Origin of the sequence: Bacillus sp. FSL M8-0266 (genome assembly GCF_038613425.1) — a bacterium.
GTDB lineage: Bacteria > Bacillota > Bacilli > Bacillales > Bacillaceae > Bacillus > Bacillus pumilus.
In genome coordinates this window covers 212,920-237,690 of the sequence record NZ_CP152015.1, presented here as the reverse complement: position 1 = coordinate 237,690, position 24,771 = coordinate 212,920, and the positions used below count along the sequence as shown (strand labels likewise).

25 protein-coding genes, 2 pseudogenes and 1 riboswitch are annotated in these 24,771 nt (G+C 42.4%); of the genes and pseudogenes, 8 read left to right on the top strand and 19 right to left on the bottom strand.

All coding sequences use genetic code 11. From position 1 onward, the window contains the following. Positions 1-43: 43 nt before the first annotated feature. From arr to MKY83_RS01345, 4 genes and pseudogenes are all read right to left on the bottom strand, one after another. A pseudogene (gene arr, locus MKY83_RS01360) lies at positions 44-459 on the bottom strand (NAD(+)--rifampin ADP-ribosyltransferase). Positions 460-926: 467 nt separating this feature from the next. Then, a complete protein-coding gene (locus MKY83_RS01355; protein ID WP_113768632.1) occupies positions 927-2,348 on the bottom strand; it encodes a glycoside hydrolase family 1 protein in 1,422 nt (473 codons plus the stop codon). A 19-nt stretch (positions 2,349-2,367) separates the two neighbouring features. After that, complete coding sequence (locus MKY83_RS01350) at positions 2,368-4,227, bottom strand: beta-glucoside-specific PTS transporter subunit IIABC (protein ID WP_065098703.1); 1,860 nt, start codon at positions 4,225-4,227, stop codon at positions 2,368-2,370. A 233-nt stretch (positions 4,228-4,460) separates the two neighbouring features. Beyond that, entirely contained in the window at positions 4,461-5,297 is an 837-nt protein-coding gene (locus MKY83_RS01345; protein WP_106066567.1) for a PRD domain-containing protein, read from the bottom strand. Between the two features lie 185 nt (positions 5,298-5,482). On the opposite strand from MKY83_RS01345, the gene MKY83_RS01340 reads away from it, so the two are divergent. Next, a complete protein-coding gene (locus MKY83_RS01340; RefSeq protein WP_113768630.1) occupies positions 5,483-5,683 on the top strand; it encodes a hypothetical protein in 201 nt (66 codons plus the stop codon). A 34-nt stretch (positions 5,684-5,717) separates the two neighbouring features. Here MKY83_RS01340 and MKY83_RS01335 read toward each other — a convergent pair whose 3' ends face one another. Together MKY83_RS01335 and MKY83_RS01330 are read right to left on the bottom strand one after the other, a co-directional pair. Then, positions 5,718-7,337 carry an APC family permease gene (locus MKY83_RS01335; RefSeq protein ID WP_106066569.1) on the bottom strand — a complete coding sequence of 540 codons (1,620 nt, stop codon included), beginning with the start codon at positions 7,335-7,337 and terminating at the stop codon, positions 5,718-5,720. Positions 7,338-7,680: 343 nt separating this feature from the next. Beyond that, on the bottom strand, positions 7,681-8,649 hold the full coding sequence (locus tag MKY83_RS01330) for a rhodanese-related sulfurtransferase (RefSeq protein WP_044139195.1): 969 nt from the start codon (positions 8,647-8,649) through the stop codon (positions 7,681-7,683). A gap of 189 nt (positions 8,650-8,838) precedes the next feature. On the opposite strand from MKY83_RS01330, the gene MKY83_RS01325 reads away from it, so the two are divergent. Further along, positions 8,839-9,912, top strand: coding sequence for an iron-containing alcohol dehydrogenase family protein (locus MKY83_RS01325; protein ID WP_268508200.1), 1,074 nt, complete (start codon positions 8,839-8,841; stop codon positions 9,910-9,912). A gap of 50 nt (positions 9,913-9,962) precedes the next feature. Here MKY83_RS01325 and MKY83_RS01320 read toward each other — a convergent pair whose 3' ends face one another. From MKY83_RS01320 to MKY83_RS01300, 5 genes are all read right to left on the bottom strand, one after another. Then, positions 9,963-10,790, bottom strand: a complete 828-nt coding sequence (locus MKY83_RS01320; protein WP_341026583.1) for an aldo/keto reductase — start codon at positions 10,788-10,790, stop codon at positions 9,963-9,965. Positions 10,791-10,880: 90 nt separating this feature from the next. Then, the gene (locus MKY83_RS01315; RefSeq protein WP_217013226.1) at positions 10,881-11,288 is read right to left on the bottom strand and encodes a DUF5301 domain-containing protein; all 408 of its coding nucleotides are present in this window, start codon (positions 11,286-11,288) and stop codon (positions 10,881-10,883) included. A 27-nt stretch (positions 11,289-11,315) separates the two neighbouring features. Beyond that, on the bottom strand, positions 11,316-11,777 hold the full coding sequence (locus tag MKY83_RS01310; RefSeq protein WP_217013225.1) for a DUF523 domain-containing protein: 462 nt from the start codon (positions 11,775-11,777) through the stop codon (positions 11,316-11,318). Continuing rightward, positions 11,774-12,019 carry a hypothetical protein gene (locus MKY83_RS01305; RefSeq protein WP_217013224.1) on the bottom strand — a complete coding sequence of 82 codons (246 nt, stop codon included), beginning with the start codon at positions 12,017-12,019 and terminating at the stop codon, positions 11,774-11,776. The genes MKY83_RS01310 and MKY83_RS01305 overlap by 4 nt, the downstream gene beginning before the upstream one ends. 111 nt (positions 12,020-12,130) lie before the next feature. Next, positions 12,131-12,589 (bottom strand): MarR family transcriptional regulator, encoded by a 459-nt coding sequence (locus MKY83_RS01300; RefSeq protein WP_268454148.1) that lies wholly within the window; start codon positions 12,587-12,589, stop codon positions 12,131-12,133. 216 nt (positions 12,590-12,805) lie between these two features. Here MKY83_RS01300 and MKY83_RS01295 point away from each other — a divergent pair, with 216 nt between their 5' ends. Then, positions 12,806-13,573 (top strand): GNAT family N-acetyltransferase, encoded by a 768-nt coding sequence (locus tag MKY83_RS01295; RefSeq protein WP_268454146.1) that lies wholly within the window; start codon positions 12,806-12,808, stop codon positions 13,571-13,573. 42 nt (positions 13,574-13,615) lie between these two features. On the opposite strand, the gene MKY83_RS01290 is transcribed toward MKY83_RS01295, so the two are convergent. Continuing rightward, on the bottom strand, positions 13,616-14,788 hold the full coding sequence (locus tag MKY83_RS01290) for an MFS transporter (protein WP_003217034.1): 1,173 nt from the start codon (positions 14,786-14,788) through the stop codon (positions 13,616-13,618). A 77-nt stretch (positions 14,789-14,865) separates the two neighbouring features. Then, positions 14,866-14,965: riboswitch (purine riboswitch) on the bottom strand. 395 nt (positions 14,966-15,360) lie between these two features. Between MKY83_RS01290 and proS the strand changes: the two genes are divergently transcribed. Continuing rightward, positions 15,361-16,794, top strand: a complete 1,434-nt coding sequence (gene proS / locus MKY83_RS01285; RefSeq protein ID WP_113768624.1) for a proline--tRNA ligase — start codon at positions 15,361-15,363, stop codon at positions 16,792-16,794. A 143-nt stretch (positions 16,795-16,937) separates the two neighbouring features. Next, positions 16,938-17,114 (top strand): hypothetical protein, encoded by a 177-nt coding sequence (locus MKY83_RS01280; RefSeq protein WP_268454142.1) that lies wholly within the window; start codon positions 16,938-16,940, stop codon positions 17,112-17,114. Positions 17,115-17,165: 51 nt separating this feature from the next. Here MKY83_RS01280 and MKY83_RS01275 read toward each other — a convergent pair whose 3' ends face one another. The 7 genes from MKY83_RS01275 to MKY83_RS01245 all read right to left on the bottom strand — a co-directional run bounded on the left by MKY83_RS01275 (position 17,166) and on the right by MKY83_RS01245 (position 21,251). Then, the gene (locus MKY83_RS01275) at positions 17,166-17,942 is read right to left on the bottom strand and encodes a sulfite exporter TauE/SafE family protein (protein ID WP_185108626.1); all 777 of its coding nucleotides are present in this window, start codon (positions 17,940-17,942) and stop codon (positions 17,166-17,168) included. A 59-nt stretch (positions 17,943-18,001) separates the two neighbouring features. After that, positions 18,002-18,232, bottom strand: coding sequence for a sulfurtransferase TusA family protein (locus tag MKY83_RS01270; RefSeq protein WP_003216954.1), 231 nt, complete (start codon positions 18,230-18,232; stop codon positions 18,002-18,004). A 33-nt stretch (positions 18,233-18,265) separates the two neighbouring features. Then, positions 18,266-19,393 (bottom strand): MBL fold metallo-hydrolase, encoded by a 1,128-nt coding sequence (locus tag MKY83_RS01265; RefSeq protein WP_003217038.1) that lies wholly within the window; start codon positions 19,391-19,393, stop codon positions 18,266-18,268. A 14-nt stretch (positions 19,394-19,407) separates the two neighbouring features. Beyond that, on the bottom strand, positions 19,408-19,968 hold the full coding sequence (locus tag MKY83_RS01260) for a sulfurtransferase TusA family protein (protein WP_113768621.1): 561 nt from the start codon (positions 19,966-19,968) through the stop codon (positions 19,408-19,410). A 47-nt stretch (positions 19,969-20,015) separates the two neighbouring features. After that, complete coding sequence (locus MKY83_RS01255) at positions 20,016-20,369, bottom strand: rhodanese-like domain-containing protein (protein ID WP_034620735.1); 354 nt, start codon at positions 20,367-20,369, stop codon at positions 20,016-20,018. A gap of 14 nt (positions 20,370-20,383) precedes the next feature. After that, positions 20,384-20,866: a DsrE/DsrF/DrsH-like family protein gene (locus tag MKY83_RS01250; RefSeq protein WP_003216959.1), complete on the bottom strand. Its 483-nt coding sequence runs from the start codon at positions 20,864-20,866 to the stop codon at positions 20,384-20,386. Between the two features lie 124 nt (positions 20,867-20,990). Beyond that, positions 20,991-21,251, bottom strand: a complete 261-nt coding sequence (locus MKY83_RS01245) for a metal-sensitive transcriptional regulator (RefSeq protein WP_003217059.1) — start codon at positions 21,249-21,251, stop codon at positions 20,991-20,993. Between the two features lie 409 nt (positions 21,252-21,660). Between MKY83_RS01245 and MKY83_RS01240 the strand changes: the two genes are divergently transcribed. The 3 genes and pseudogenes from MKY83_RS01240 to MKY83_RS01230 all read left to right on the top strand — a co-directional run bounded on the left by MKY83_RS01240 (position 21,661) and on the right by MKY83_RS01230 (position 24,706). After that, positions 21,661-22,437 (top strand): hypothetical protein, encoded by a 777-nt coding sequence (locus MKY83_RS01240; RefSeq protein ID WP_113386658.1) that lies wholly within the window; start codon positions 21,661-21,663, stop codon positions 22,435-22,437. 205 nt (positions 22,438-22,642) lie between these two features. Beyond that, positions 22,643-23,134, top strand: a pseudogene (locus MKY83_RS01235) (thioredoxin domain-containing protein); the annotation flags it as partial. A gap of 84 nt (positions 23,135-23,218) precedes the next feature. Next, complete coding sequence (locus tag MKY83_RS01230; RefSeq protein ID WP_326848231.1) at positions 23,219-24,706, top strand: thioredoxin domain-containing protein; 1,488 nt, start codon at positions 23,219-23,221, stop codon at positions 24,704-24,706. The last annotated feature ends 65 nt before the right edge of the window (positions 24,707-24,771 follow it).

Genomic DNA, 24,771 nt, shown 5'->3' with positions numbered 1-24,771 from the left:
CGCCCAGCTATTGATGAGGCGGCCTTCGTGTGATTGAGAATCATCAATCGTATATGACATTTTTTCCTTCTTCACTTAATTTCTTTAAAGAGCTCAGCATATGATCGATTTCTTCATCGGAATGTCTTTCCCATGAACCTAATTCTGCGACGATTTTCAAAGGGGATTTCGACCGATAAGAACGTGTGGGGTTACCCGGAAATTTTTTGTCAGTCAAATTCGGATCATTTTCAAACTCGCCTAACGGTTCTACAACATAAATTCTCTCTTTCGCATCAGATCTTGCTAATTCAGCACCCCATTTGGCTGCGTTTAATGTTCCGGTGAAATAGATATGGTTTGATTTTTGATCTTGATAATTCGATAAATACTGCGGTTCAAGCAGATCTCCAATCTTCAATTCCGCTTCGTCCCATGAAAAAACGGGCCAGGATCTAAAACTTGTTGCTTGTCATTCATATAGCCGCACCCCTTATCGTTTTTGACTTGCGTATAACAGTATACGGCCTGATCTGGGCGGAAAACAGTCTATAAATGAGATTACATTCGGGGTATAATGATAGTAGAGAGTAAGAAGTGATTCGATCTAAAAAAACGGAAACTTCTCATTAACACCAACAATGACAAAAACGAGAATCCCTTCCACAGCTGACAGAGTCACAATCACGCCATGGTTCATTGGGTATTCCCTCGCAATCAATTTCTGACCTATATAATTCAAAGCATAAAAAATGAAAAACAATAAAAAAAACAGAAAAAGAATCGTCATCATATAAACAAATCCTCCCTTACAATGGATATTCAACCATTTTTTACAATATATCATCAGACTATCATTTTAGAACAACTCGAACAATATCATCTTGCCATTAGAGTGAACGAAAAAAAGCCAACCACCCGCATAAGGTGATTGGCTTTTTTATTTGTTACTCCCCGATGTTCTCTCCATTTTGCTGAATCAAGGTTTCATACCAGTAAGAGCTCTTTTTACGAATTCTCTTCAGGTCTTTTAGGTCAAATTCATCGCGGTTGACGTAGATGAATCCGTAGCGCTTGGAGCACCCTTGGTGTGTGCTGATTAAGTCGATAGTGGACCACGGGCAGTATCCGAAGACCTCGACGCCGTCTGTGATCGCCCATTTGATTTGTTCGATATGCTTTTCTAAATAGTCAATTCGATAATCATCTTGAATCGATCCATCTTCCTCTAATTTGTCGAAAGCACCCAATCCGTTTTCCGTGATAATAAGAGGCAGCTGATAACGGTCGTAAATCTCACGCATCGTTGATCGGAAGCCGACAGGGTCAATCTCCCAGCCAAACGCATTTTTACTTAGGAACGGGTTGTTGCCACCTTTGTATACACCGTCTTCACCAGATTTCAAATGCTGATCTCCGCCGCGTGCAAATTCATCCTTGCCATCTCCTTTACTCGCTTCAACCGTTTGAGAGGTGTAGTAGTTAAAGGCAATGAAGTCCGGCTTCGCACTTTTCAAAATATCCATATCTCCCTCTTCGATGACAGGAAGAATGTCTTTTTCCTTCATGTATGCCCACGCAAGGTTGTTATAACGGCCGAAGACTGCCATATCAAGATAAAGCCAGTTGCGGATCGCATTGTAATTCGCCGCAGCAAGCACATCCTCAGGCTTTGGAGAAGCCGGATAAATGAGCGCGATGTTTGGCGCTGGTCCAATTTTCGCTTCGGGCAACATTTGATGACAAAGCGTCATGGCTTTCGCCTGAGCGACGAGCATATGATGGTTCTGCTGATACAGTTCTTTTTTCGGATTTTCTAAATTTGGATCAAGTGTACCGAGCGCTGATCCATGTAAGATCATCATGTTTTGTTCATTAATGGTCAGCCAATATTTCACCTTCTGACCATACTCCTGAAATAGAACCTTTGCATACCGTACAAACGCATCTACTGTCGCACGATTTGACCAACCGCCTTTTACTTGAAGTGCATGAGGCAGATCAAAATGATACATCGTCACGATTGGTTCAATATCATAGCGGCGCAGTTCATCGATGAGAGAATGATAGAATTCAATCCCCTTTTGATTGATCTCCCCATCTCCATTTGGAATGATCCGCGTCCATGCAATAGAGAAGCGATAAGCCTTCAAACCCATTTCTGCAAACATCTTCACATCCTCTTTATAGCGGTGATAGTGATCGCTTGCGACTTTAAAATCTGTTGTTCCTTCAGGGTAACTTGCTCTCATATCAATGACAGATGGTCCTTTGCCATCCTCGTTCCACGCACCTTCTACTTGATAGGCGGATGTAGATCCGCCCCAGAAAAAGTCCTTTGGAAATGGTGCTAGTGTTGAATATCTCATAATTTCTTCCTCCTCTTGATTAAACGAGATGTAAAAATGATTGTCCTGGTGTGATTTGTTTTTCTTCTGTTTCTATGATATCGCTAAACTCACCTGAATTGGTAATAATCACTGGTGTCGTGACGGACAGGCCGGAAGCTTGGATGGCTTCAATATCAAACTCCGCAAGCAATTCGCCCTCAGTGATGGTTTGCCCCTGTACGACCTTCGGGGTAAAATGCTGACCGCCTAATTGTACGGTATCAAGTCCAATGTGAATGAGCACTTCTGCTCCGCTTTCAGAAGTAAGACCGTACGCATGTCCTGTTGGGAACACCGTTGTCACAACTCCTGATACTGGTGCAAACAGCTTGCCTTCTGATGGAATGATGGCTGCGCCCTTTCCTAGTGCACCAGATGAGAATGCCTTATCCTGTACTTCCTCTAGCTTGATCACCTCACCCTTTAAAGGACTTTTCACATGAGCTGCTTTGACCCCATGTTCGTTTTCCAATGTTGGTGCGGCAACCGGTGCTGGCGTTTCATCTTCATCTACTGGATCCTTAAATCCAATCAAGTAAGTCAAGACGATGGATAGAACAAACGAGACCGAGATTCCGATGATGAACCCTGTAAACCCTTGTCCGTAGAAAATCGGAAGTGTCAGTAAACTTGGAAGTCCTGACGCAATCGCAATACTTTGTGAATAACCGATGATCGCACCGCCGACCCCAGCAGAGATAACGGCTGCAATAAATGGTTTTTTCAAACGAAGTGTGACCCCGTATACAGCTGGCTCTGTGATCCCAAACACGGCAGAAACCGCTGTTGATCCAGCCAATGATTTCAGCTTTTTATTCTTTGTTTTCAGCATAACACCGATGGAAGCACCGGCTTGTGAAAATACAGCTGGCGCAGTCGCCGGCTTGATATGATCTTTTCCATGGACGGCAATATTATTTAAAATCACTGGCACTAGACCCCAGTGGATACCGAAGATCACAAGAACCTGCCATGCCATCGCAATTAAAGCACCTGCAAGTGTAGGACTAAAGGAGAATACTTTCAGCAAGACAGCGGCAATGCCGTTCCCTGCATACACACCAAATGGTCCGAATACAATGAGTGTCAGTGGAACAACCGTGACAAGTAAAATCAGTGGAGTAATAAAGTTTTTGACACTTTCATGAATGACTTTGTTAAAGAAACGTTCGATATATCCCATGACAAACACTGCCAAAATGATTGGAATAACCGTTGATGTATAAGACATTAAGACGACCGGAATACCGAAGAAGGTCACATCTCCGCCGCCTTTTGACAATTCTTGAATGGTTGGGTAAATGAGTGCACCAGCAATCGTAACAGCGACAAATGGATTCGCTTTAAACTTCCTCGCCGAAGTGAATGCGAGCAGTAATGGCAGGAAGTAGAACAAGCTGTCAGACGCAGCAAATAAAATTTGATACGACGTATCTTCAGGTGATAACCATTTTGCATTGATACAGATCCCTAATAGACCTTTTAAAATACCAGCACCTGCCATGACACCGAGAAGTGGTGTGAAAATACCAGAGACAATGTCGACGAATTTTCCGAAAAGACTCGTGCTCTCTCCACCTGATTTTGCAGATGAAGAAGTGGACTCCTCTAATAGATTTGTAAACTCCCCAATCTCTCGATAAACCTCTGGTACAGTATTGCCAATGACTACTTGAAATTGGCCGCCGCTTTCCATAACAGTTACAACGCCATTTAATTTTTCAATGGCTGCTTTGTCTGCTTTTGATCGGTCATTTAATGTGAAGCGAAGTCTTGTAGCGCAATGGACCAGTGAATGAACGTTTTTCTCTGTGCCAATGAGTTTGATAATGTCTTCTGCTAATTGACGATAACTCATACAAAAACCCCCTTTTTTTCAAAAAAATACGTTTTTGGGCAAAATAAAAACCTAAACGGGCACCAAAAATAGTCGCAACTGCTATTGCGCTTTTTCAGTGAACGTTTAGGTTTTGCCTGCCGAACAGTCACAATCCTCTAAGACGATCATTGTGAAACCGTATTCTTTTATGTTTATGAGCAAATAGTACCACTCTGCTTTTCTTATGTCAACGCTTTCTTTTAAAACTACCTTTATTTTTCTCGTTTGATCAATCGATTCAAATGAATAGATAGATACAGCATCTCCTCTGATGTGAGATCTCGGTGATAGGTTTGATAGACATATTCTGCGATTTTCTTTGCACATTCGTATGCCTTCGGATATTTTACCTTGATTAGCTGATACAAGTCATGATCTTCGCTGACAAGCATTGTTTCGTTCATCAGACGCTGGACGAAAAAGCGTAAATGCGTGAGAAAACGATAAAAGTTGAGCGAATCTTCATCAAATTCCATATTGAGATGATATTTCACAATGGTGAGAATGGCGTTTACTTCTTTTGTGATATTGACCGTTGTATTCATGTCCTCATTGAGCTCTGCATTAATGATATGCATAGCAATAAAGCCTGCTTCATCCTCAGGCAATTCAATATGTAGACGCTCTTCAATCATCTCAAGGCAGTCCTTTGCCACAAGAAATTCATCTTTGTATAAGCGTTTAATCTCCCAAATGAGCGAATTCTCAATGAGGTGATTTTTCTTCAATCGTTCGATGGCGTAATGAATATGGTCTGCGAGTGATACATGCAGACTTTCGTTTAATCTTCGGTTCAGCTTTGTATGTGCATATTGAATCATTTCTTCGGTCACCTTGACCACATCATACGGAACTTCCAGAAGCAGCATTTTCATCCGCTCATGAACGGAATGATCCTCTAGTCGAAAGACTTTATCGATTAACGATTCGTCTACCGGGTCCCCGGGTCGCCGCTGGAACGCGATACCTCTCCCCATGACGACGATTTCTTTTCCTTGTTCATCTATCACACTAATGACATTATTGTTTAGAACTTTTTGTATCTGCAACCCCAAACACCTCCGTCTATGAACCACAATCTTCACTCAAAATATGCTCTCATCTTAACACAACTGTCAAATCACTTGGTGTTTTTATCTGACTTTTGCAATAGATTTCACCATCATTCTCCCCCGTCATAGCTGGTCTGATCCTTCAATTGCCTGCATACAATACTCCGAGGAGGTGACCTTCAGTGAAGGCTTTTTTCTGGTCTGCATCATTTCTTTTCATGCTTGTATTCACACTCGTTTTTCTAGGAATCGTGTTTTGGCTTAGTGGACAAGGCATGAATCAGCTTTGGAAGTATGTGCTCATCTCATTTGTCACAGCAGCCGTTTTGCGCGGTGTCACCACTTGGCTGAGGCAGCATGTGATGCATCATTTATCAAAATAAAACGGCTGCCCGTAATATTCAGGCAGCCGTTCCTTTATTCTTTGGATGATGCGGCTTCTTGCGAAGAAGTACGCAGCTCATCATTGATTTTTTTCGCATCCTCTAGAAATTCTGTTTCAAATCCACTTTTGAGTGCCCACATATAAAATAGCAGAGCAACCACTGTAATAAGAGCCATGTCCCAGCCATAATGAATGACGTTATAGCCGCCGAATTTGTCACTGCCAAGGCAGGAAATCGTCATCATCACAAGTAAGTACACGACCATCCAAGCACCCGCCTTGAAGTTGCGGCCGAAGCCTTTCCACTTCGCTTTTGCTTGATAGTAAAAATAGATCGGAAGACCGATGAGAATAATGAATAGCACCTGACCTGTTAACGGCCATCTCGCCCAATACAGCGTCAATGACGCAAAGACAAAACCGAGAGGAGCAATAATGCTGAGTCCTTTTATTCGAAGGGGACGATATAAATCTGTCCCTGTCTTTCTCAGTGTCATGACAGTTACTGGGCCTGTCAAATAAGAAATAAGTGTCGCAACAGAAATGATTTCCGCAAGTACACCCCAGCCTCTAAATAAAAACAGAAAGATAAACGATACGGCTAAGTTAAAAAACATCGCTGGACGAGGCACGCCATAAATAGGGTGCAGACGACCAAGTACACTTGGCATGTATTTGTTTTTTTCCATTCCATAAATCATACGGGATGTCGTCGCCGTATACGTAATGCCTGTACCAGAAGGTGATACAAACGCATCTGCATATAAAATCAGAACCAGCCAGTTAATCCCAAGCGCAATGGCAAGGTCAGCAAATGGCGAGTTAAAATTCAAATGTCCCCATCCATTCACAATCATGGACGGATCGACAGCACCGATAAAGGCGATTTGTAAAAGAACATAAATCACAGTCGCAATCAAAATGGATCCAACAATAGCAATCGGAATTGATCGGCCTGGATTTTTCGCCTCACCCGCCATATTAATCGGGCTTTGGAAGCCATTGAAGGCAAACACAATTCCTGATGTCGCAACAGCTGTCAGCACACTCGCCCAGCCGTTAGGGGCAATACTTGTTCCAGAAGTAAAATTCTCACTATGAAAACCTACGAATAAGAGCGCACCAATTGTTAATCCTGGAATGACAATTTTAAACACGGTAATGAATGTATTGGCTTTTGAAAATAACCCTACTGTCCAATAATTGAGCAGAAAGTAAATCACAAGAAGCACACTGGCGACCATGAGCCCTTCTGTCGTCAACACCCCTTTTGTGACCAAATGGCTTGTCCACTTTGCCCATTCCCAAGGCCATGAACTCATATACTGGACAGAAGCCACCGCCTCAACCGGAATGACGGAGACAATTGCGATCCAGTTTGCCCAAGCGGCAATAAACCCGATAAAAGAGCCGTGTGAATATTGCGTATATTTCACCATTCCCCCTGCCTCTGGAAACATCGATCCGAGTTCACTATAAGACAAAGCGATAAATAAAATCACAACCATCCCAATCAACCAGGATAAAATAGCAGCAGGACCTGCAATTTGAGCGGCACGCCAAGCACCGAATAGCCATCCTGAACCAATGATTGAGCCAAGACCTACCATCATTAAAGCGAAAGTTCCCATTCTACGATGTAAATGATTCATGTTCATAACACCTTTCGATTAAATTACAAAGCATGTGCCCAAGTAAGCACCTTTCTTTCATTGCAGCTCACTTTTCATTCAATTGACAAATATTTCTTCAACTAAATCTTTACCCTTGTTCATTTTTTCGCCTGTTTTATTATCTCTCAATTCTCCATTTTCTGAAATAGTCGAACATGCTTATTTCTTAAGAAAGCGCTTTTTCAATGCTTCAATCTATTAGACTGAATAACTACCTTTACCCTTATTTTGAAAAAAACAAAACAAAAAAGAAAGAGGAAATGAACCCCTCTTTCTTCTGAGCCCTATCATGTATAGAAAAAAGGATAAAGGGGGTTTCCCTCTATCCTTGTGAGATTGCTTGTTCTTGTTCAATCACAGCTAGTCTTTCTTGCACTTCTTCTTCAGACAGGTTGTGCTGTTTCACATAAAGGTTACGTTCACTCGTACGACATTCATGGCTGCAGCTGCGCATATACTTATGCTCGCTTTCTTCTGTTGCAATCATTTTACGGTTACATGCAGGGTTTGCACAGTTCACATAACGCTCGCAAGGCTCACCAGTGAAGAAATCTTTTCCGACAACCACATGCTCTGTTTGATTCACGGGCACTGTTAAGCGAGTATCAAACACATAGCATTGACCATCCCAAAGCTTCCCTTGAACTTCTGGATCTTTTCCATACGTGACTATTCCGCCGTCAAGCTGAGAGACATCTTCAAAGCCTTCACGCTTTAACCAGCCAGAGAATTTCTCACAGCGTACGCCGCCTGTGCAATACGTCAGGATTTTTTTCCCTTCAAGAATCTCTTTATTGTCACGAATCCACTCCGGTAATTCGCGGAATGTCTCAATATCAGGACGAACTGCCCCTCTAAAGTGGCCGACATCAAACTCGTAATCATTACGTGCATCTATCACAACGGTATCAGGTGATTGCATTTGCTCGTAAAACTCAACCGGGCTAAGATGTTTACCTGTTAGTTCTAACGGATTCACGTCATCTTCAAGGCTCAGATTCACTAGTTCATTCCGATGGCGGACGTGCATTTTTTTAAACGCATGACCATCTGTTTCATCAATTTTGATCGGCATAGACGCAAAGCGCGGATCTTCTTTTAATGCTTGCATGTACTTGTCCGTTTGCTCAAGAGTTCCTGAAACCGTTCCGTTTATACCTTCTGATGAAACAAGGATACGGCCTAACAAACCAAGCTCCTTACAGAATGCTAGATGCTCTGCTGTAAACGTCTCTGGATCCTCAATGGGGACATATTGATAGTAAAGTAAGACACGATATTGTTTTTCCATATATATAAACACCTCTTAAATTTAATGAGAACATACCGTTCTTTATCATACAGGAAATACATACCTAAAGGCAATGACAGCGGCTCAATTCCATAAAACGGAAGGGTCTTTCTTCTCATATTTGACAGAACTTTCAGTAAAATGAGATGATTTATGAAATATGATGTTGTAAAGGAGCAGAACGCAATGATCCAGCCAGAAGATATCGTCAGAAGCGGTCCAAACCAATTTATTTCTCAAAAAGGCATTTATCATGAACTCGATTCACTTGTTTCTCCATCCTTCCAGTCGCCCGCTGTCGTGACGGGATATGATTCATTTCATGCTTTTTCACAGTACACAAAGCTTCCATCTCATTGGCCTGTTGTTCAGCACAAAGGATACAGTTCACCCAATGCAATCACTCGAATTGCAGAAGAACTGAAAGAGGCAGATGTGGTGATTGGGATTGGAGGCGGCACGATTTTAGACACCGCCAAGTCAGTAGCTGAAGCTCTTCAAATTGAAGTGATCATGGTTCCAACCATCCCGGGGACATGTGCTGCATCTACACCGCTTAGCGTCATTTATGATGACAAGGGAAATTTCATGAGAGTCGATTACCATAAACGGTCCAGCTACCTCACGCTCATTGATCATACATTTTTGCTCTCGTCTCCTCTTTCCTACCTTCAAAGTGGGATTGGAGATACGCTGGCCAAATGGTATGAAGCGGAAGCCATTATTCGAAATGCAAAGGATTCCTTGCCGCTCATGGTGCATGCAGCACTAAAACAGGCGGTATACGTGAGGGATATTCTTGTTTCCCATAGCGAAGAAGCTATCCACAGCTTGCAAACGGGTCAGCTTTCGCAAGCATTTGCAGATGTAACGGATACCATTATTACATTAGCTGGCACGGTCGGCGGCTACGGAGGACGCTACGGAAGAATGGCAGGAGCCCACGCCATCCATAACGGATTGACGTTTATTGAGGAAACGCACCATATGTTACATGGTCAAAAAGTGGCCTATGGCATTCTTGTTCAGCTTGCCGCAGAAAATCGAATGAGCGAAGTAGAAGAATTACTTGAGCTTTATGAAACACTCGGATTACCTAGAAATATGCGTGAGCTTGGCATCACAGCTCAGCTGGAAGAAGCCGCAGAAACAGTGGCAAGCCATGCTGCACGTGCAGACGAAACCTTTTGCCTGATTGGAGAGTATTCCAAAGAGCAAATTGTCGGCGCCATTCAAGTCATTGAAAACGTATCAGCCTCATAAAATCGTTCAATAAGAAAAGCACAGGCATCCCACCTGTGCTTTCCTTTCGATTAAAAATCAAAGTTATCTGGATCTGGACCTGTGCGCTCATCTTCATTGAGCTGATCGATGACTTCCATCTCATGTGCGGACAGCTCGAAATCGAAGACTTGTGTGTTTTCGATGATTCGACTCTTCGTCACAGATTTTGGAATGGTGATAATACCATGCTGCAAGTCCCAGCGAAGAATGACTTGAGCCACGGATTTGTCATGTTTTTTCGCAATATCCTGAAGAACAGGATGGTTCAGCAGCTTCCCGCTGCCTAATGGTGACCACGCTTCTACATGAATCCCTTTCTCCTTGCAGTAGTCTCGTAAAGGCTCCTGCGTCAGCTTGGGATGCAGCTCGATTTGATTAACCATTGGCACAACTTCTGCTTCTTCTAATAGATCATCTAGATGGTGCTGATGGAAGTTACACACACCGATGGCTCGAACGCGTCCATCCTTATACAGCTTCTCTAGTGCTTTCCAAGTATCTTTATATTTACCTTCAACTGGCCAATGAATTAAATAAAGGTCTAATACATCTAACCCTAGCTTGTTCATACTTGTTTCAAAGGCTTCAAGTGTTGATTCATAGCCTTGATCACGATTCCACACCTTTGTCGTAATAAACAGCTCATCGCGAGAGATGCCTGATTGCTGAATGGCTTTGCCTACCCCTTCTTCATTTTGATAGGCAGCTGCTGTATCAATGCTGCGGTAGCCCGCTTCAAGAGCGTCTGTGACTGCATTTACAGCCTCATCCCCATCTTTTACTTGCCATACACCGAAGCCTAGCTTCGGCATTTTTACTCCGTTTGCTAATGTGACTGTATCTGTTAATCCACTCATCAAACAAACCTCCGCTTCATTTTTGCTTACCAAGGACTATACCCAAATTTTTGATTGATCATGCATGAATTTTCGCTGGTGTTATTTGATCTATTGTCCTATATCGACTTGATTGGCGTCAACGATTTGGTATTCGCTTGTTTGATCTTTCTTTTTAGAAAAATCATATGTCATTAAAAATGCCTGATCATAGAAAGTCAGACCGTATGTTTCCTTCTTATTCTCATACACCCTGATCCAATAAGACTCTTTTGTGGCTTTTGTGGCTTCATTGGTTTTTTTTAATGTCACATCTGAAAGTTCCTTCAACAGCTTTTGAATGTCTTCTTTCTTGTCCAAAACAACACGTTTATCATCATGCTCAATTTGAATCGAAGTCACCTTATTTTGATCAATCGAGACCACATCATCGAATGAGTATGTTTTGGCATTGATCATAAAATAAATACCAATTCCTATTAAAACTACTACAACTACACCAATGATCCACTTTTTCAACCTAACTCCTCCTTCTATTCGCCACACCTATTGAAACAACGACATCCAATCCTCCTCCTCAGAGAACACTTCAATCCCGTGCTGTTTCAGCAAGGCGGACGTCACACCATCTCCCGCTTTTGTCTTACCGTTAAACTCTCCCAGATAAATCATCCGACTCCCGCAAGAAGGGCTGTACTCTTTTAGCACAACCGCTGTTGCTTTCAGAGACTGAACCTGTTCCAGCGTCGCTTTCGCACCTTTGACATACATCTCTGTGACATCAGTTCCATGCACATCAACAACAGCAGCCTGCCCCCGTAAAACATCATGTCCATCTCCGTCAATGATTTCTGCGGGAGGTCTAGGCGTAGAGAAGCCGCCAAGCAGTTCAGGACAAACTGCCACAGCCTTTCCTTCCTGCACAAGCTCTTCGATTCGCTGATCTAATCGATGGCTGCCATTATACCGGACCTTCAACCCAGCAAGACAAGAGCTGACCACAATCATGAATGTTCCTCATTTTTATGGATTGAACGTTTTTTACTAACTTTAAAATAAATACATACAGGCAGATAGAAGATCGTGTACCCTAAAAAGGGCAAGGCACAATACAAAGCAGACGCCCAAACAGGTTCTTCAACTCCTGTGATGCCAAAAAAGTAAACAAATAATAGCAAGCTGACAAACAATCCCACGAACGGCATGATGGTTGCGGACTTTTTAAAATTTTCCATCATTTCTTTCCCCAAAGAAACTCCCTCCCTTTCAACAAAACCACGAATAACGTCAATATATGTTAATTTTACCATATAAAAAACCGAAATCATCTCATTTTCTACGATGGTTTCGGTTTTTTAAATCTATATTTTTTCTTTCCATGCCTTCAAAAAGCGCTCAATCACTTGTAATTCATCTTCATGAAACTGCTGGAGAAATTCTAAGTAGGACGCGACAGCTTTCTCATGTAATTCATCATGCAGTGCCGCCAATTGCGTACCTTTCTCTGTCAATGAATAGTAGACAGATTTTTTATCCCCTTGCCGGTGGCAATAGTCCACCATGCCTTTATCGATTAGTTTTTTCACAGCTTTTGTAATAGCGGGCTTTGATAGTTTCAGTTGTTGAGAAAGAAATGTATTATTTGATTCGTTTGGATTGGCTTGAATCATTGATAAAATGTGAAGCTGTGTGAGTGTCCAATCTTGCTTGAGTGTATCAGTCGTGGTAATCAGTGGATCTGTTGGATCATTCCTTCTCTTTTCTCTATGAACCATCAGATCTTGAATCGCTTTTAATACAATCTGCTCTTTAGTCTCCATCTGAACCTCCACTCTTAACTGGTTAATAAAATGGTACTAATAATTAAGATAGGAGTCAAAAGAAATGTCAGTGTGATAAAAAGAACAGGCCATCAGACCTGAAAATGGTGTATGTACTTTTCTACTAGATGACCTATGATGTCCCATCTCCTCTTTCTTTTATTTGCTATCATTCATAGGGGATGTCATCCAATTTTTGATGAAAAAGGTGAGCTAATGAAAACCGAACAAAAAATCGCCATTCGCCAGTTAGAAGAAAAAATACGCCTGTTTTCTTCAGCTGTGAACGGAACCTTCCTCGCAACGGACGATTTCGTACTATCCAATACTCACATATCGACAGACACATTCAATTTGCTATTACCGACATCAGCGCAAATCAAAGATCCGCAAAAAGTAAAAACGACCATCGAACACTTGCAATCACAGAAACAATCATTCAGTACGTGGGTGGATCACCGCTTACTTCATCCTGATTGGACTGATTTACTAAAGGAATATCAGCTTGAAGAGGTTGAACGTAATACCATCATGATGCTTGAGCAGACAGAAGACATGGACCCATTCACACCTTCATCGCTTACAATCAAAGAAGTATTCGATGAGCAGACACTACTTGATTACAAAAATATCTTTATCGAGCTATTCAAAGAGTCACCGGAGGCCATCGCCTTAGATAACTATTTCCAGCGTTCTTCGCTTGAAGCTATACACTCACGCGCTCGCATGTTCGTCGGATATGCAGACCACAAGCCGGTCACAACAGGCTTATTACTCGAAGCAACCGATAGCTACGGTATTTATGATGTCATCACAAGGGCAGAGCACCGCGGAAAGGGACTTGGCAGTGACATGTTTCATTATCTTCTGACACAGACAGAGAACAAACAAAAATGCGTCCTGTTACAAGCATCAGCTGACGTCAAAAATATTTACCAACGTGCCGGCTTTCAACCAATCGGCGAAATGGTTGTTTTTGAATAGAACATAAAAAAAGCTGCCTATCATAGGCAGCTTCATAGGCAGCTATTCAGCACGATGCTGACGATCCATATAAAGTGGTGGTCTTTTCAACGAAATCACCGCACAGCTAAACGCAATCAGCACAAACACTGCACCGAACTTCGCCAGATCAACAGATGAACCGGTCATCGTAAATAGGACACCGCCAACCGCTGATCCAATTGAGATACCAATTTGCAAGGCCGATGTATTTAAGCTTTGCTGAATATCAGACGTCACAGGATCTGTTTGAATCAAATAGCTCTGCAAGGCAGGCGTTAATGCCCAGCTAAGCGCTCCCCATAGGACAACCATGATCATAAAGAGGACAAACACACCCGCTGTATAAGGAATGATAAACAACACAACCGCAAACGCGATTGTCACCAGCAAAATGGCTTTCCCTGAACCCAGCTTGTCACTAAGCCAGCCGCCTAACCCATTCCCGCCAATAGATGCAAGCCCGAAGACCAAATAACAAATACTAATCCAGAACGGGGTCATATGCAGAACTTCCATTAAAAACGGAGTGAAATAAGAATAAAGCATATAATGACCTGCAAGCATAAACAAACTGATCAAATGTGCACTAAAAATTTTCGGATGCCCTAAAGCACGAATTTGCTCTCTAAGAGGTGTCACTTTTTCAACAGGCATTTTCTCCAATAGGAAATAAATTAGCACCATCGATATCGCTGATAAAATACTGATTCCTAAAAACATCACTCTCCAGCCAAAGCTCTCTGTAATAAAAATACCGATCGGTACACCGAGAACAAGTGAAGAACTAATCCCAATAAAAATCAGCCCTAATGCCTTCGCACGATGCGCTGGTTCCACCAACTTAGCAGTGATCGTCAGTGACAACACCACCACTAGCGCTGTACTCATTGCGATCAATACCCTAGAGATCATGACAAGGGCAAAGGTCGAACTAAAATATGTGAATACATTCCCTATTGTAAACACCAATAACGCGATTAAATAAAGACGCTTTCGTTCAATTTTAGCTGTGGCAGTCAGCAGCACAGGTGCTGAAATGGCATACACAATGGCAAATACGGTGATAAGCTGCCCAGCTGTCGCAAGAGATACATTCAAATCCTCTGCAAGGCTTGGCAAAATGCCTCCGACCACAAGCTCAACTAATCCAACCGCAAAAGTAGAAACGGCTAATAAATATACTCTCCAGTTCATGTCTAACATCCCTTCTCTATATCATCGCTTTCACTTTTGATACAGGGTGAAGACAAACAAAAAAACCCTGATTACAAAAAAGGAAAGCACGCTTTTGTAATCAGGATTTATCGGATCCTGGTAGAAACCCTCAAACCATATTATTGAGGTTATACAAGTCTATTTTTTCTTCAAATATAGTAGCATATGCTTACATAACTGGCAAGCTATAAAAATAGGAAATGACTGCAAATTCACGATCAAACAAAGCACTCAGAACAGCATGAAAAGAAACCCCAGTACAACTTGCTTTCTCCTGCATTTACAGGTAAACTGATGAAAAATCAACGAACATTGATCAACGTAGATCTGGAATAGTAGCTTGAATTGACCTTTAACAGAGAGGGAACGGTGCTGAGAAGTTCCTACTGACATCTTCAAGTGAACCTGCCGATTTAGTTCTGTTTCATACAGCGGTTCATACCGTTATCATGGTCGAGTGTAAAGCTGTGCTTTAAATTAGGGTGGTACCACCAGGAATGGTCCCTAACTTAAAGCACAGCTTTTTTGTTTTTTAAAAGGAGGAATATGCAATGTCAAAGAAACAATTTGTTGAAAAAATCACAAGCATGGAAGACGACTTTGCCCAGTGGTATACAGATGTTGTCACAAAGGCGCGCCTCGTCGATTATTCAAGCGTCAGAGGCAGTATGATCATTCAGCCATACGGCTTTAAAATTTGGGAGAATATTCGGGACGAACTGGACCGCCAAATCAAAGAAACAGGGCATGAGAATGTGTATATGCCGCTCTTTATCCCAGAAAGTCTGCTGCAGCAGGAAAAAGACCATATCGAAGGCTTCGCTCCTGAAGTGGCGTGGGTCACACATGGCGGTGAATCCGAATTACAGGAAAGGCTCTGCGTCAGACCGACCTCTGAAGTACTGTTCGCTGAGCATTACAAAAACATCATTCATTCCTACCGTGATTTACCGAAGCTTTATAACCAATGGGCGAATGTCGTCCGCTGGGAAAAGACCACACGTCCATTCCTTAGAACGCTTGAATTCCTATGGCAGGAAGGACACACATGCCATGAGACGGAGCAAGAAGCGATTGAGGAGACAGAAAGAATGCTTCACATCTACGCTTCTCTTTGCGAAGAGCTCCTTGCCATTCCTGTCATTAAAGGGAGAAAAACAGAGAAGGAAAAATTCGCTGGTGCCCGCTTCACCTATACGGTTGAAAGCCTGATGCATGATGGAAAAGCGCTGCAAACGGCCACTTCTCACTTCTTTGGAAACGGATTTGCGAAGGCATTTGGCATCGAATTCTTAAACCGCGAAGGAAAGCTAGAGCATGTCCAGCAAACCTCTTGGGGCTTCACCACAAGAATCATCGGTGCCATGATCATGGTGCACGGCGATGACAGAGGACTCGTCCTTCCACCAAACATTGCGCCAACCCAAGTGCGAATCGTGCCAATCGCCTCTCATAAAGAAGGTGTGCTCGATCATGCCTACGAGTTGAAAGATCGACTCACCCGCATCGCACGTGCTGACATTGATGCAAGCGATAAACAGCCAGGCTGGAAGTTCAACGAATGTGAAATGCAGGGCATCCCTCTACGTGTCGAAGTAGGACCAAAGGACATCGAAAAAGGACAGGTGATGCTCGCAAGACGAGACACTGGTGAAAAGCAAGCTGTCACATTAGATGCACTTGAACAAACCATCACATCCACGCTTGAAGATATTCAACGGACGATGTACGAAAAGGCGAAAGAGCGATTACATGAAAAAACATCAAAAGCTCACACCATAGAAGACATTGAGCACATTCTTTCAGAAGAAAACCGATTGATTAAAGCCATGTGGTGTGGTGACGAAGCCTGTGAGAACGACATTAAAGAAAGAACAGGGGCGACCTCACGCTGTATCCCATTTGAACAGGAATCTGTTTCAGACACATGTGTCTGCTGCGGAAAACCTGCATCTGATATGGTTTTCTGGGCAAAAGCTTATTGAGAATAGAAACGAAAGAGAAGCATCCTTCACGATGCTTCCTTTTTGTTAAAAAGACCCAAACACCCATTGACCTCACCAGCACGATCCCCTATAATTCATATTAATATAATCGGTTTTTAAGACTTTAACTGGAGTGGTGATCTATGAAGCGCTGGCCCTCACTATTTGTCGAACGTTGCCCAAAATGTAAAACAGCATTAGAAGTCTCTAAGTCCAATGCCCTGCAAGGCAAAGTCGTGAAAACATGCCCCAACCTTCATTATCAAAAAGAGTACCACCCAGCACTTGAAACGTATATCGAGCACGATGACGTCAAATAAAAAAGACCAACACGTGTGAAGCAGCTGCTGCTTTCTCTGTTGGTTTTTTCTTCAAAATAGATCCAGCCAAATTTTTATCGCTGTCGCTGTAATCATCACGGCAAGTAGCCATTGCAAGTAGACGGCATTGATTTTCTGACCGACCTTTGCACCAATCGGAGCGGCAATCAAACTTGCCGCCATTAACACAACAGCAGGAAGGAGCATGACTTGACCCGTCAATACCTTTCCAGTAGATGCACCGATGGCAGAAAGAAACGTAATCGCAAGTGACGACGCAATGGTCATCCGTACAGGAATTTTTAAAATAGACAGCATCACCGGCACCAAGATAAATGCTCCTCCTGCGCCTAAAACCCCTGAAACACTGCCGATCACAAAGGCAATACCAGCGGCCAGCCCTTTATGAAAAGTCACTTCTCCCTCTGCGTCTGCACGCTGCCCTTTTTTCGGAATCAGCATGAGGATAACGGCTACAATGGCGAGCAATCCATAGACGAGATTCATCCCTTTCTCCGGCATGAAGTGTGATATATAACTGCCTAATAAGCTGCCTGCCAATATACTGCTTCCCATATATAAAATCAACGAGCGATGTAAATACCCGCTTTTTCGGTAGGCCAATACCCCACCGAGCGTCGAAAAAAGCACTTGAATGGCGCCAATTCCTGATACCTCATGTGCCGATAGTGCCATCACACCGACCAGTGGCGGGATATAAAGCAGCATAGGATAGTTGATCACAGATCCCCCGATCCCCACCATTCCTGATAAGAAGGAACCAATACATCCGATGATAAAAAGTGTAATCAAAAACGCAAAATCCACGCTGGTCTCCTCCTTTGCAAAAGGAAAAGGGGATCTTCAGCAGATACCCCCTACATCCTTTAGGACCCTTTTCTCACCCAGAACTTCAGCACATCTCCTTCATCCGTCTGCGTGATCAATTCATGTCCGCTTGACTTCGCCCATGCTGCTAAGTCAGCTTTAGCCCCTTTATCTGTTGCATGTATTTCTAACACTTGACCCTCCGTCAAGTCATTCATTTTTTTCTTCGTCCGAATAATCGGCATTGGGCATGCAAGCCCTGTGACGTCTAATATTTGATCTGATGTCATTTGATTGTTCCTCTCTTCTTATTTTATTGGACATTACCGAATCGCACAACGGTTTGGACCAATTTCCATTTCACGCTGCGCTTCATCATCTGGACTCAGCTTCCCCATATTGGTTTGACGAATGTCTTGATAGGCGTTTGGCAGTGCAGGCAGATTCTTCGTGACCATTTGTCTAAATACGTCATCATCTTCAATATTCAGTCCATGATTTTCTTCAAATAGAACGCCTAGCTCCTTCCAAACGCTTCCGTCTTCATTGACTTCATCCATGATCATGAAATGCGCTGGCAAAACAATGAATTCTTTCGAAAGTGCTCTATATCGGTCATAGAGTGTTTCTCTCAAATCACCTACCCAGTCCTCCGCCATTCCAGCGAGGTCAGGTCTTCCAATCGAATCAACGAACAAAATATCACCTGAAAGAAGATATTGATGATCCACGATAAAGGATGTTGACCCAATCGTATGCCCCGGTGAGTAAAGGGGATGAATGTCAATGGTAGCCGCTCCTATCGTGATGCGCTGCCCTTCTTCAAGTCGGTGATACTCAAAGATCACTTCTTCTGCATCTTTTGGCGGCAGCCAGTAGTTGGCACCAGTCTGTTCAGCCAGTTTTTTCCCGCCAGAAATATGATCTGCATGAAGATGAGTATCCAACACTTGCGTTATAGAGACATGATGCTTTTTAGCAAAACGAATATAAACATCCGTCATTCTAGCTGCATCTACAATTGCGGCTTCTCCATTCGACATGATCATATAAGACAGACATCCCTTGCCCATTCGCACAAATTGATACAGCCCTCCACCGCCGCTTAAATCACCGATCTTCACTGGCTCTAGATGCTCACTCCACGCCTTCATGCCGCCTTCTAAATAATGGACCGTTCTACCCGCCTCTGACAGCATTTCCGCGACCATGATAGAGGAGCCTTCCTTGGCACAAACCACCAACACTTCACGATCATGAGGAATGTCATGCAAAATGCCCTCTACTCCTTCAAGGAGATCAAAATAAGGCACATTCATATGAACGATTGCTTCCCCTTCGATCTTCCAATCCTGAACATCCGTTTGATTTCGCACATCTAGCAAAAAGAGCGGTTCCTTGCTCACGATCTTTTTTGTTAACTGCTCTGCGTTCATCGCTGTTACCGTCATGTTTCATTCAGCTCCTATTTTTCAATCGCTCCTGTCCAGCTATTCATGCCTGGCACGATATTCATCAATTGATGAAATCCTTTTTCTTTTAACTTTTGCGCAGCTAATTCACTTCTTCTGCCTGAATGACAGATCAGGTAAATGTCCGTCTCTCGGCTCAATTCCTCTGCACGTTGTTCAACCTCACCAAGAGGAATATGAACAGCTCCTGGAATATGCCCCGCCTCGTATTCATCAAGCTCTCGCACATCTAAAATAAACAAAGATGGATCTTCTTTTACTTTCTGTTGAAAAGTCTCCAAAGACATTTCCGAAATCATGGACTTCCCTTCTTTCTCTTGTTCTCCGCCCTTACGAATCAAATGATGAAGCACCTGACCTTCTACTGTTGTTCCTAAAAATTCGTGACCGGCACTTTTTGACCATGCCGCTAGATCCGCTGCTGATCCTTTATCGGTAGCTTGCACTTCCAGTACGTCTCCTGGTAAAAGCTCATTCATTTGTTTTTTTGTTTTCACAATCGGCATCGGGCATGCCAATCCTTTTGCATCTAAAATGACAGTTGGTTGCTGCATGTCTTATCCTCCTTCATATAGGGATGGGGGTATATTTTATTGCGCATTTAATGCCAAGTATTCATGCCACCCTTGATGTTTGTAATCTGAGTAAATCCTTGCTTCTTCAATATTTTCGCCGCCTGCATACTTCTCATCCCGCTTTGACATATCACATAGACCTCTTCATTTTTCTCAAGCTGAGAAGCTCGTTTCTTCAAATGAGACAACGGGATGTTTTGAAAGCCTTTGATATGATTTGTTTGAAATTCACTGGGAGAGCGCACATCAATGAGCTGTTGACCTTTGCTTTTCAGCTTCTTTTTCATATGAGCTGCATCCATTTGCTTCACACCTCGAACCGGCAGAAAGCGGCTCACGAGTAATCCAATTACGATGATGAGTAAAATCGTCTGCACCATCCTGCTTCACCTCACTAGATAAATAAATTCACACGTCCGATTTCAGCCTCTGCTAAATATGCCGCTACACCGGCATATTGAATGTCATCTAATAGTTCTTTCTCCTGTAATCCTAAAAGATCCATCGTCATTGTACATGCCACGAGGTTAATATCCTGCTCCTTTGCCATCTCAATGAGCTGCGGCAAGGTCATGGCGTTGTGCTTTTTGATCACATGCTTGATCATTTTCGGCCCCATTCCTGCAAAGTTCATCTTGGACAGCCCCATACGATCAGCCCCGCGCGGCATCATTTTGCCGAACATTTTTTCTAAAAATCCTTTTTTCATCGGTACCATCTCATCCTTACGTAAGGCGTTCAGCCCCCAAAACGTATGGAAAATGGTCACCTCATGATCATAGGCTGCTGCACCATTGGCAATAATGTAAGCTGCCATCGCTTTATCATAATCTCCACTAAATAACACAATCGTCGTGCGTTTTTTCTGTTCTTCCATTCTGCTCCTCCTTCAACAATTACCTATGGGGGTATATAGAAAATAAAAAATATATACATATACCGGTAAGGGTATATTACATCAAGTAAAAAAATCCGTCAACCTCCAAAGGCTGAGGAATTTCTTACCGGCTTTTCACCAATAGCTCAACTGCCTCTTTCACAAGACCCTCCGTATCCTTGCCTTGTTCAAGACTTTCACGAACACATTGCTCAAGATTTGTACTCACAATCACACCCATTGCCCGATCAATGGCATTACGTGATGCAGACAGCTGCGTGACCACCTCACGGCAATCCTTGCCCTGCTCCATCATCGCAAGAACCCCTTTAATCTGCCCTTCAATCCGACGAAGACGATTCTTCATCTGCTGATTATATTCCATGTATAAGCACTCCTTTCTATTCTTTCTATGACAGATAGTATACCCTTAGAGGTATTTAGTCAAACATGGTGATTGAGTATAAAAAAGCTACTTAGATAAATGTCACAGTAACTCCTGCTCTTTATACACTTGCTCCTTCCTAGAGCACATATTCCCTTGATAAACAGAATAAGGAGCGAAACACAACTAAAATGAAATAAAAATGGAATTAAGGTTCATGTTACTGCTATAAATCTATAAAATGAGTAGTTAAAATACGCTTTTGTGGTATTATTTTACTCTAACAGGATGAATAAAAAGGCGCAACAAAATGGATACCCGTAAAAGGTATATAATGTTTGCTTATATGTAAATAGCTTTTTCTTTCCAAAAAAGAAATATAAGATAATTAACAAGAACAGGTGATGTTATGGATAATTTTTTCGAACAATTAGATCTTAAAACAATTATAACAATCTTTGCAGGATTTGGTGCTGCTTCTACAGCCCAATTATTTTCGCATCATTTCTCCCGAAAAAGGGAAGATATAAAATATAATAAAGAGTCTCTTCAGAATTTATACTCGCCTGTAATTTTTGAAATAGAGAACTATATAATTGGGGAGTTTGTACATGCTAGAAATATTGAGATAAAACCTTTAGAGTTTTCATGGTTGTCCAAGAATCCAAAAAAGATTTTCAGAATGATATTAGAAAAAATTGGTTCTAATTTACAGTATGCAAAACCAGAATTAATAATGGATTATTTCAAGCTGATTAATAAAGAACCTGATACTATCTCTAAAAAGAGAATTGATAAAGAGATAGCTCTTTGCAATACGTTGTTATTGGATTATGTTCAGCTTTGCAAAAAACTTAAAATTAATTCTTATAAAGTAGACGAGTACATACAAGGACCCCTTATATTTACTCAACTATATCAACTATTAGGGCATACAGATCATTTTTATGCACAAGAATTACTTATAAAACATTATTTTGAAATTAAAGGTTTAGGATATGTTTATTTCAAAAAAATTATTAGGCTTAATCATCAATTCAAAAAAAATTTCACAATAGATAACTATTATAATGCAAAAAATAAATCGAACGAACTATATACACAAATAGGTCTAAAACTTGGTTCAGAATCGAATTGGTGGTTCACTGCAATCTCTAATCCATATGGATTTTCAGATGATATATAATGATAAAAAGTAGATACCAGTTTAAAATGTGAAGTGTTTTTTGTTTCTTGAGTATTAAATTTAGATCTGATCTTGAATCTATAAATTTTGACATGCTTCAAAAGGAGAATGTCTCGTTTTCAATAGTAAAATTTTACGTATATTTTGAATAAACGCTTTCCAATTCTTTCTTTGAATAAAATAATAGTTAGAAAGAAGGTGACCCATGCCAAACAACCAAACACCCAACCCACTCATCACTGAAAAATCACCATACCTCCTTCAGCACGCTCACAACCCAGTTCACTGGTACCCGTGGGGGCAAGAAGCCTTTGACAAAGCCAAGCGTGAAAATAAGCCAGTGCTTGTCAGCATCGGTTACGCCACTTGTCACTGGTGCCATGTCATGGCACACGAAAGCTTTGAAGATCAGCAAGTCGCTGACATCTTAAATGAGCATTTCATTTCGATCAAAGTCGATCGTGAGGAGCGTCCAGATATCGACTCGATGTATATGTCTGTTTGTCAGATGATGACGGGGCAAGGCGGCTGGCCGTTGAATGTGTTTGTCACGCCTGATCAAAAGCCTTTTTATGCGGGGACGTATTTTCCAAAGAGAAGTGCTTACGGGCGTCCTGGCTTCATCGAGGCACTGACACAGTTGCGGGACGCATATCACAACGACCGCGATCATATCGAATCATTGGCAGAGAAGGCGACAAATAATCTGCGAATCAAAGCAGCAGGGCAGACAGAAAGTACGCTCACTCAAGAGGCGATCCACAAAGCCTATTATCAGCTCATGAGCAGCTTTGATACGCTGCACGGCGGATTCGGCTCCGCGCCAAAATTTCCTGCACCTCATATGCTTTCATTCTTGATGCGCTATTACGAATGGACTGGGCAGGAAAATGCGCTATATGCAGTCATGAAAACGTTAGATGGAATGGCAAATGGCGGTATATACGACCATGTCGGTTCAGGTTTTTCTCGTTATTCAACAGACGAAAAATGGCTTGTGCCTCATTTTGAAAAAATGCTGTATGATAACGCCTTGCTGATGGAAGCTTACACTGAAGCGTATCAGCTCACTCAACAACCTGAATATGAAAAGCTTGTCCACCGCCTGATCCACTTTATCAAGCGAGATATGATGAATCCGGGCGGCTCCTTTTATTCAGCGATAGATGCAGATTCTGAAGGGAAAGAAGGACAATATTACGTTTGGTCAAAAGATGAGATCATGACTCATTTAGACGAGGACCTCGGCGCATTATTCTGCGCTGTCTATCACATCACAGAAGAGGGGAACTTTGAAGGGGCGAACATCCCTCATACCATTTCCACCTCTTTTGATGACATCAAAGCCTCTTTTTCGATTGATGACCATGCGCTTCAGTCTAAGCTGCAAGAGGCTCGGCACATTTTACAATCTGTCAGACAGCAGCGACCCGCACCGCTTGTCGATGACAAGGTACTCACATCATGGAATGCACTGATGATCTCATCTCTCGCCAAAGCAGGAAGGGTATTTGGTGCAGAGGAAGCCATCCGTATGGCGAAACAGGCGATGTCTTTTCTAGAAACACACCTCGTCCAACATGATCGTCTCATGGTCCGATATAGAGAAGGTGACGTAAAGCACCTAGGCTTTATCGAGGATTATGCTCATATGCTAAAAGCGTATATGTCTTTATACGAAGCGACCTTTGAATTAGCATGGCTGGAAAAAGCGACAGCCATTGCCAAGAACATGTTTGAGCTGTTTTGGGACAAGGAAAAAGGGGGCTTTTTCTTCTCAGGATCAGATGCGGAAGCGCTCATCGTTCGAGAAAAAGAAGTGTACGACGGCGCCATGCCTTCTGGTAACAGCACCGCACTCAAGCAGCTTCTCATGCTAAGCAGACTGACCGGACGTCAGGATTGGCTGGACACATTAGAGCAGATGTTCAAAGCCTTTTATGTCGATGTCTCTTCCTATCCAAGCGGGCACACAGCGTTTCTGCAAGGGCTCCTCGCTCAATATGCAACGAAAAGAGAAATCATCATTCTCGGAAAAAACGGCGACCCTCAAAAAGAACAGCTTTTACAGGCGCTTCAAAAACGCTTCATGCCATTTGATATCATATTGACTGCCGAAACAGGGGAGGAATTAGCAAAACTCGCGCCCTTTACAAAAGATTACAAAACGATCGATGGCAAAACCACCGTGTATATTTGTGAAAACTACAGCTGCCGCCAGCCAATCACCAATATCGACGAAGCGATGGAACAATTATTCCACGATTGAGTCTGTCACAAGATGACTATGAGAAGACAAAATGAGGACAAACAGATAAAAAACATGTCAATCCG